An 8,272-nucleotide genomic window follows, 5' to 3' on the forward strand; every position below is an offset into this window, starting at 1 on the left:
AGGAAAAAACAGTAATTTTCTAACACTTTTTCAGTTTCACAGAAACACCCGGCTGTAATGATATACGTACAGGCTGGGTGCTTTTGATTTTCACCTAAACGAATCTAAATTCCTATATAACAAAAAACAGTAATGATTTTTATCATTACTGCTTAAACTTATTTATAAATGTCGTTTTAATTGTTTTAAAAATTGTTGTTGGATAGCTTTACTTCGCTTACCAGGACCTTTTAAATGTACTTTAGCTTTGCGTTGTTTAGATGAAATATAGCGACTCATTAACAGTTCATCAATATTATCTTCATCAATCATTTTACCAGAAACATGGATTACTTTAGCCCCTTTGCCAAGTGCTAAAGAAGCTAATCCATAGTCTTGAGTAATGACAAGATCTCCTTCTTTTAAATCATTCAATAAATTAAGATCACAACTATCTTTACCAACATCACAAATAATCGTTTTAAAATAGTCATCTTGGATATAATGAGCGTAGTCTACATAAACAATCATTTCGACTTGTTTTTTTAATGCAATTTTTTTGATTAGCATTAAATCAGGACACGCATCCCCATCTACTAAAAGTGCCATCAGTTAACTCCAATAAGAATTCCCATCGCTAAAAAACCACCAATCAAGCCTCCTAGATGACCAGCTTTCGATACTTGACGATTCAATAAAGTAAAAACAATATTAATTATGATAATAGATAAATATTGATGTAATAAGTATTCAAAATATCCACCAACAAGCAACCCTAATGCAATCATTGCCCCTAAATAGCCATAAAAAATCCCACTGGCTCCAAAAGTGACTGTGTTATAGCTAGAAGCTAAATATTTACCTTGATAATAACACGCTAAAGAAGTAGCAATACACACCATTAAGATCAAATACAAATATTGCCAAAAACCTAAAACATATTCGAAAAAGTGTCCTAAATTATAGATACAGTAAACATTCATAAAAATATGTAAAATATCAATGTGGACAAAATTAGCAGTAATAAAACGCCAATATTCTTGTTTCATTTTGATTTTTGGTAAGTAAAAAGCTCCGTATTTGATTGCTAATGATAGCTTATCATCACTTTTATCAATAAAATTGATTACAACAAAGATTAAAACTGACAAGACAATTATGCCATTTGTTATCATTTAATCACCTTTTTCTTCACTTTTTACAACAGTTACTTTTCTTGTTCTTTGTAAAGTAATCCCTTTACTATTAGTAACTGAATATATTACTTCATATTCTCCGGTTTTTTCTGAATTTACATTATTTTTTAAGATCTTGATATTATTAGTAATATCATTACCACTACCATCACTGGCAGTTACTCCTTTTAATGGATCAAAGGTTGTATCTTTAATGATTTCAATATCATCAATTCCTGATAATGTTGGATTGTTGCCATTTTGACCAGCAACAATTTTAACTCGTAATTTAGACGATTCATTTCCTGAATTATCTTCAACCAATATATTTTCAATATAAGATCCTTTTTTACTGTATGTTTTAAATGTTGATTTTTCATTATTTTCTTCGATAAAATATGCTGTATAATTAGAATTATCTTCGACTTTTTCAATTAAATCAATAGCATAAATTTCGGTATTTAAAGCAACATTAAAAGTTACGGCTTTTAATGTAAAAACCGGTTTAGTGGTATCTACTATTTTGATAATAAACGGATATTTTACATCTAAATATTTAGCTGATACATGATATGTACCAATCTCATCCTTTAAATCTGAAAAATCTAATGTCACTTGATTTAATACAGCTTCATTTGCATTAATATAGTCCTGTGGTAATGTTGAAATCTCATTACCATATTCATATACGAAAACTTCTCGTTTTATCGTCAAAGGAGTGACGTCAAAAGCAAAAGCTATTAAAATTGTATTAACAACAACGAAAAAAGCTAAAATTACTGCTATAATTCGATTCTTCACGCCAACACCTTCCTTCCATTTTATCTATATCCATTCAGCCAATATATTAGTCTTTTTAATCATAAAAATCAATGATTATCATTAAATAAAGTAACTGTTTTTTTTGTGATACATTACTCATAAATATCATACTTTATCTTTATGAACTTTTAATGAAACTATACTTTTATTATACCATTTTATCTTCTTAATCGAACAATAAAAAGCCATTAGCTAATGCCAATGGCTAAGATTAAACTATAAACGTGATAATACTTTTTCTTTCCCTAACAAACAAATTGAACTAGCTAAATCAGGTCCATGCATAATTCCTGTAGTAGCAATACGCAATGGCATATATAACATTTTACCACGAACTTTAGCTTCTTTTTGTGTAGCTTTAATACATGCCTGAATATTTTCTTTAGTAAATTCTACTGCTTCAAGATGTTTTTTAAATACCGCCAAAGTATTAGGAATACTTTCATCTTTCATAAATTCTTTAGCTTCATCATCTAAAACTAATTCATCGTTAAAGAATAAATCCACTAAACTAACAATTTCTTTACCGTATGATAATTGATCATGATATGTAGCAACTAAATCATTGATCCATTGTTCACTTTTATTTGATAAATCATAGGCTTCTTCTAAATATGGTTTACATAAGTCAACAACTTCTTGTAAAGAACGATCTTTGATATAACGGTTATTTACCCAAGTAAGTTTATTTTTATCAAACATTGAAGGTGATTTTGATAACCGCTGTTCACTAAACTCTTTAATTAATTCTTCTTTAGTAAAGATTTCTTGTTCTCCTTCAGGTGACCATCCTAATAATGCCATAAAGTTAAACATTGCATCTGGTAAATATCCTTCTTCTTTATATTGAGAAACAAATTGCATGATACTTTCATCACGTTTAGATAATTTCTTTCTTTGTTCATTAACGATTAACGTCATATGACCGTAAATAGGCGGTTTCCATCCTAACATCTCATAAATCATCATTTGTTTTGGTGTATTACTTAAATGTTCTTCGCCTCTAAAAACATGAGTAATATCCATAGTATGATCATCAATCACAACAGCAAAGTTGTATGTTGGGATCCCGTTAGCTTTAATAATTACCCAATCACCAATATCATTTGATTCAAAAGATACATGTCCACGAATCATATCATCAAATTCATAAGTCTTATTTTCAGGTACTTTTAATCTAATTGTATACGGTATTCCAGCTGCTTCTTTTTCAGCTATTTCTTCTTTTGATAAATTACGGCATTTACCATTATACATTGGTGCTTTTCCGGCTGCCACTTGACGTTCATGTTCAGCGTCTAATTCTTCAGGGGTACAGAAACATTTATAGGCTAGACCCCGTTGTAATAATTCATCAGCATAATTATGATAAATATCTAACCGTTCCATTTGCCGATATGGTGCATATTTAGGATTTGGATTTAGTGGTGATTCATCAGGAATAATTCCTAACCAGGCTAAATTTTCTAACTGACTAGCTTCCCCACCTTCAATATTTCTTTCGATATCAGTATCTTCCAATCTGAAAATAAAATCCCCATCATAGTGTTTTGCAAATAAATAATTAAATAACGCTGTTCGCGCTCCACCGATATGTAAATGTCCAGTTGGACTAGGTGCATATCTAACTCTTACTTTTTCCATCTTATAATCCTTTCTTCTTTAACATTACTACGCATTGACTAACGGCTCCTTCGCTTCTTCCAATAAAACCAAGTTTTTCACCGCGTGTTGCTTTGATATTCACTTTATCCTGGTCGCATTTTAAGATACGACTGATATTTTCTTTCATTGCAGGTATGTGAGGTGCCATTTTGGGTTTTTCAATCAAGACAAGGGCATCAAGATTGCTAATTTCATAACCTCTTTCAGCCATCATTTCATAAGTTTTTTCCATTAAAACAAGCGAACTGATCCCCTTATACTGATCATCCATGTCGCTAAAATGCTTGCCAATATCCCCAAGTCCCAAAGCGCCAATAATGCTTTCAATCACTGCATGACTTAATACATCAGCATCACTATGTCCCAATAATCCTAGTTCTGATTCAATTTCGACTCCGCCAATTATTAGTTTACGCCCTGGTACTAATTGGTGAATATCTGTTGATTGTCCAATTCGATACATGTTCTCTCACTCCTTCGTTGCCTATTCTAACACAAAAAAGCCCTATATTCTAGGGCTTACTAAGGTTTATTATGCCGTTTTTGATAATCTTGCTTACAATAATATATTGTTGATACCACAGTTGCTCCAGCTAGATCTAACATTAGATCTTTCATCGTATCATCTAGGGCTTCATGCCCTACTAGCGGTTCATCTTTACTGTTATATAATGTTCCCCGAGTGGTTTTCATGTACTGCTGGTTATTAGTCCCAAAGATATCATCAACTAAATATTCTCCAATTTCCCATAAAGCTCCAATTGATAATGAAAATAAGATAACACCTATACAAATACCAATATGATTTAATGAAATCGCCACGTTTTCTTTTTTAACAAAATAATCAATAATCACAAAACCACCATAAGCTAAAAGTACACCAGATAAGGCATGTAAAATCGAATCCCAAACAGGTATCTTTTTATAAAAATCAAAGACATCACCAAGTACAAAGCCACAAAAAGCAAATACCGTTAATGCTGTTTCTAGCGCTAAAGGAATTTTTAAACCAATTCGTTCTTTTAACTGTTCTGGCAAAATAATAATTCCCATCATCATTGCCAATTGCACAATTGCAAAGACTAATCGTCTTATTTTTTTGGGATCATGAACAATAAATAAAAATACGATCGCTAATACTAGCATTGATAAAGTAAAAATAGTAATAAACCCTTTAATTATTTTCAATTTCTTTTTTGATTTAATTTCCAGCATAACTGTGCCTCCAACAATCAATATATTATAAACAAAACTATTTCTTTTATATTAACTTTTGATATTTTTTAATCAAATTTATGTAAAGTACATAAATATTGTATCGTTAATTCGAATAAACGATCTAATTTAGCCTTACGATAATATAATGGTCCTGAAGTATCAATTGCAAACTGGTAATCAACACTAGGCATCGCTGTTTCATCAACTTCACCAACAAACGCAACTTTACTTAATGACTTCAATTGATAGTATTTTGCACTTTGATAAAAATACGACCGATTATTTAGAAAACTTTCATAAGTTTCATGTAAACTGATAAAGATAATCAAATCATCTTCATCCATATTATATTCACTAAATACATTTTCTTCTTTACCTAAATAAATCGGTATTTCTATATCAATACCTAAATGAATAAATGCTTTTAAATATAACATCAGCCCAAAACAATTACCATCACCTAAAATTAAAATATGTTTAGCTGCTAAAATAATTTTACCAAATAAGACTACATCATCATCGAATTTAGTTTCTCTTCTTTTTTCTTTATCAGCTTTTAAACTAGCTAATCCTTTAGCACTTTCTAAAGATACGATCTTTTTAAATTCAGTAAATGTTTTGACTCCCAATTTTTGTAAATAACGCATTAATGATGTTTTTGAAACACCAGCTTCATGGATAAAACGTTCAAGAGTATAGTTTTCAATAACCACCCCTAATTTAAGAGCTGTTTTACTGATTTGATAATCAATATTTCCAATCTGATTTGCAGCTTGAATCATCATCATTTTTCCTAAAATCATCTTTAATCCTCTTTATAATTAAGATAATAACGTACTTTTAAAAGATCAAAATAAAATAACAAAATATAATAAAAATCTAAACTGGCATCATTAAGATTCATTTTCAAAACATAATCACTGTCAATTCCAACTTCATTTTGAGTAATCAGCAGTTTTTTACAATTAGAACTAAAAATTTCCGTTCGGATTTTTCCACCTAAAAAACTAGTAGTTCGATTAGTCATAGTAAAAAACCAAATAAAATCACCTTGATGAGGAATGATCGCTAGATCATCATTCAAAGAACTGCGAATAGCATTTTTTCCTAACATTTTTAAATCTATCTGTAAATCATGGCTAAAATTAAGCATGGCTGGTGAGCCATACATAATAATTCTTTTACTTTGCTTAATTTCATTACAAATTGCATCTATCATTTCAAGATTTAAAAAATCCACTAAATCTATGTAGTTTGTTAAATCTATAAGAACTTTAGCATTAGTTAAAATATGTTCAAAGTTACAGCGTTCTTGGAGTTGTTTTTTCCTCATTTCACACCATAAAGTAAGATATTGTTTAAATGTTGCATAATTAGGACAATTTAGATTTTGATAAAAACGTTTAAATTGATTATTGTTTATATTAGTTAGATTTAAAAATTCTGTTAAAGTCATCTTATCTATTTCTAAACAATACTCAAACACTTTCGTAGCAATATAACGCTCATTATTATCTAATTCAATATTAATTGCAATACTTAAAATACTTTCTAAAATTGTCATGGCATTAATCATCATTTTTTCCCTCGTCTTGATATTATTATCTTTATTATACCATTATTTATAATCAAAACTGCTATAAAAATAAAAATCCTATAAAGTTAAACAACTTTATAGGAGAAAAGACTAACAATATTTCTTTTTCATTAAACAATAACCAGTTAGTAAAGTTATTCCTGCCATTCCAGCTAATAATTCAAGAGAACTATCATCACCTGTTTTTACGGCTGTTGTTTTATTATCAGTAGTAGTAACTACATTTTCTGATTGAACTGGTTCTTTAACCTCATCTTCTTTAGGTACAGTTGTCATTTTAACTTGTTTAAATAACCAGTTCATTGGTGTTCCTTCTTCATTATGATTAAAAATTTTAACCCAAGACCAATGTAATAAAGGTCCTGCTGGTAACCCATCTTCAGCCATTTCAGCATCAGACCAAATAGTAAGATGATTATTTTGAGCACCTAAATTATTTAATGCTTCATACATTGCTTTAGAACTATTTACTGAACATGTTGTATCATTTTGAGCATGAGTAAAGTAAATCGGTAAATTTATTAATGCATCAGTATCAATATTTTTAGTTACCATCTGTTTACTTGTTTCATCCCATGTATAAACATAACCTTGAAAAGCAGTTTCAAAATTTTCAACTATAGTTTCATAAGAATCCTGATTGTTAAAATGTACCCAAACAATTGGATCCATTGAACAGCAAGCTATAGCTCCAGCGAATAATTCAGGATATTGCATAACAAAACGCATTGTTGCTCCACCACCACTTGAAGCACCAGTTACATAAACACGATTTTCATCAACCCATCCATCACTAATTAATTGTTTTGCAAAAGCAGCTTGTAATGCGTTATTTCTATCAATTAAAGCTTTTTTACTTTCATCAAAAGATGCGCCATAACTATAATTTTCATTAGAAATTTGGAACTCTAATACTGCACAATCATAACCAGCTTCAACCCAGCTTGTTAGACCACGATTAGCAACTAAAGTATTTTCAATATCACCAGCGTATTCACCACCACCATGATTCCAAATTACTAAAGGTACATCAGTTTTATAGCTGCCATCACTATTTGCTGGTAAATACAATGCATATTCTCTTGTAATTCCAGCATACGTATAACTACCTCTAATCGCATCGTCTAAAGTACGTGTATTCAATGTTGTTACATCTTCTTTATTGAAACTTAATTCTGGATACTTTTCACAATTAACTTGCCATTGATTATTGTTGTAATCACCATTGTAATTAAAAGCTTTTACATTCATGATAATAGTATTATCTTGTAGACTTAAAGTGATCTCATCATCTTCATAAGCTGTTACTAATTCTCCAGTATTTACATCAAATGGAATTGTACCAACATTATTGACAATGTCAAAATCCTCAGCTACTAGATTGTTTACTAAATCAATATCATTTACTGTGATTTCAAAAGAACTAACTTCTCTTTGTCCATCACCTACATAAGTGTTTGCCACAATTAATGTTACCTCTAAACCATCAGTTGCTTTAACTATACTAACTGAAAAGGTTAGCATTAGCGAAAATGCCATTAATGTTACGAATAATTGTTTTATTTTTCTCATTCCCTTACCTCCTGCTATTATTGTATCTGTAAGCGGATTCATCTTAAAGTTTGAAACAAAGCATTAGGTACCATATTTTGGTACCTAATTGCTTATTATTACATTTTTATTACCTTTTATAAAGAATGATAAATAGGTTTCATCTTTTCAAAAGTACAATATTGTGTAAATCCAATTTCTTTTAATATCTTTTTGACATTTTCAATATTAGAATTTAAAAGGTGATTTTTTTCATGACTGTCAC

Annotated in this window: 9 protein-coding genes; all 9 read right to left on the minus strand. The window is 29.9% G+C overall.

Annotated features, from left to right (window positions below; translation table 11 throughout):
• Positions 1–162: 162 nt before the first annotated feature.
• Positions 163–588: a DUF188 domain-containing protein gene (locus J7M77_RS09390; protein ID WP_296877827.1), complete on the minus strand. Its 426-nt coding sequence runs from the start codon at positions 586–588 to the stop codon at positions 163–165.
• Positions 588–1,154, minus strand: coding sequence for a rhomboid family intramembrane serine protease (locus tag J7M77_RS09395; protein ID WP_296877830.1), 567 nt, complete (start codon positions 1,152–1,154; stop codon positions 588–590). Before J7M77_RS09395 ends, J7M77_RS09390 begins: the two co-directional genes overlap by 1 nt.
• On the minus strand, positions 1,155–1,955 hold the full coding sequence (locus J7M77_RS09400) for an immunoglobulin-like domain-containing protein (RefSeq protein WP_296877832.1): 801 nt from the start codon (positions 1,953–1,955) through the stop codon (positions 1,155–1,157).
• A gap of 237 nt (positions 1,956–2,192) precedes the next feature.
• Positions 2,193–3,620 carry a glutamate--tRNA ligase gene (gene gltX / locus J7M77_RS09405; protein ID WP_296877834.1) on the minus strand — a complete coding sequence of 476 codons (1,428 nt, stop codon included), beginning with the start codon at positions 3,618–3,620 and terminating at the stop codon, positions 2,193–2,195.
• Between the two features lies 1 nt (position 3,621).
• A complete protein-coding gene (gene ispF / locus J7M77_RS09410; protein WP_296877836.1) occupies positions 3,622–4,104 on the minus strand; it encodes a 2-C-methyl-D-erythritol 2,4-cyclodiphosphate synthase in 483 nt (160 codons plus the stop codon).
• 59 nt (positions 4,105–4,163) lie between these two features.
• Positions 4,164–4,856 carry a hypothetical protein gene (locus tag J7M77_RS09415; RefSeq protein WP_296877838.1) on the minus strand — a complete coding sequence of 231 codons (693 nt, stop codon included), beginning with the start codon at positions 4,854–4,856 and terminating at the stop codon, positions 4,164–4,166.
• Positions 4,857–4,924: 68 nt separating this feature from the next.
• Positions 4,925–5,662: a hypothetical protein gene (locus J7M77_RS09420; RefSeq protein WP_296877840.1), complete on the minus strand. Its 738-nt coding sequence runs from the start codon at positions 5,660–5,662 to the stop codon at positions 4,925–4,927.
• 2 nt (positions 5,663–5,664) lie between these two features.
• Positions 5,665–6,438 carry a hypothetical protein gene (locus J7M77_RS09425; RefSeq protein WP_296877842.1) on the minus strand — a complete coding sequence of 258 codons (774 nt, stop codon included), beginning with the start codon at positions 6,436–6,438 and terminating at the stop codon, positions 5,665–5,667.
• Positions 6,439–6,546: 108 nt separating this feature from the next.
• Positions 6,547–8,028 carry a prolyl oligopeptidase family serine peptidase gene (locus J7M77_RS09430; protein WP_296877843.1) on the minus strand — a complete coding sequence of 494 codons (1,482 nt, stop codon included), beginning with the start codon at positions 8,026–8,028 and terminating at the stop codon, positions 6,547–6,549.
• Positions 8,029–8,272 lie beyond the last annotated feature (244 nt).

The organism is Thomasclavelia sp., assembly GCF_017889095.1.
In the GTDB taxonomy this organism is placed as follows: Bacteria; Bacillota_I; Bacilli_A; order Erysipelotrichales; family Coprobacillaceae; genus Thomasclavelia.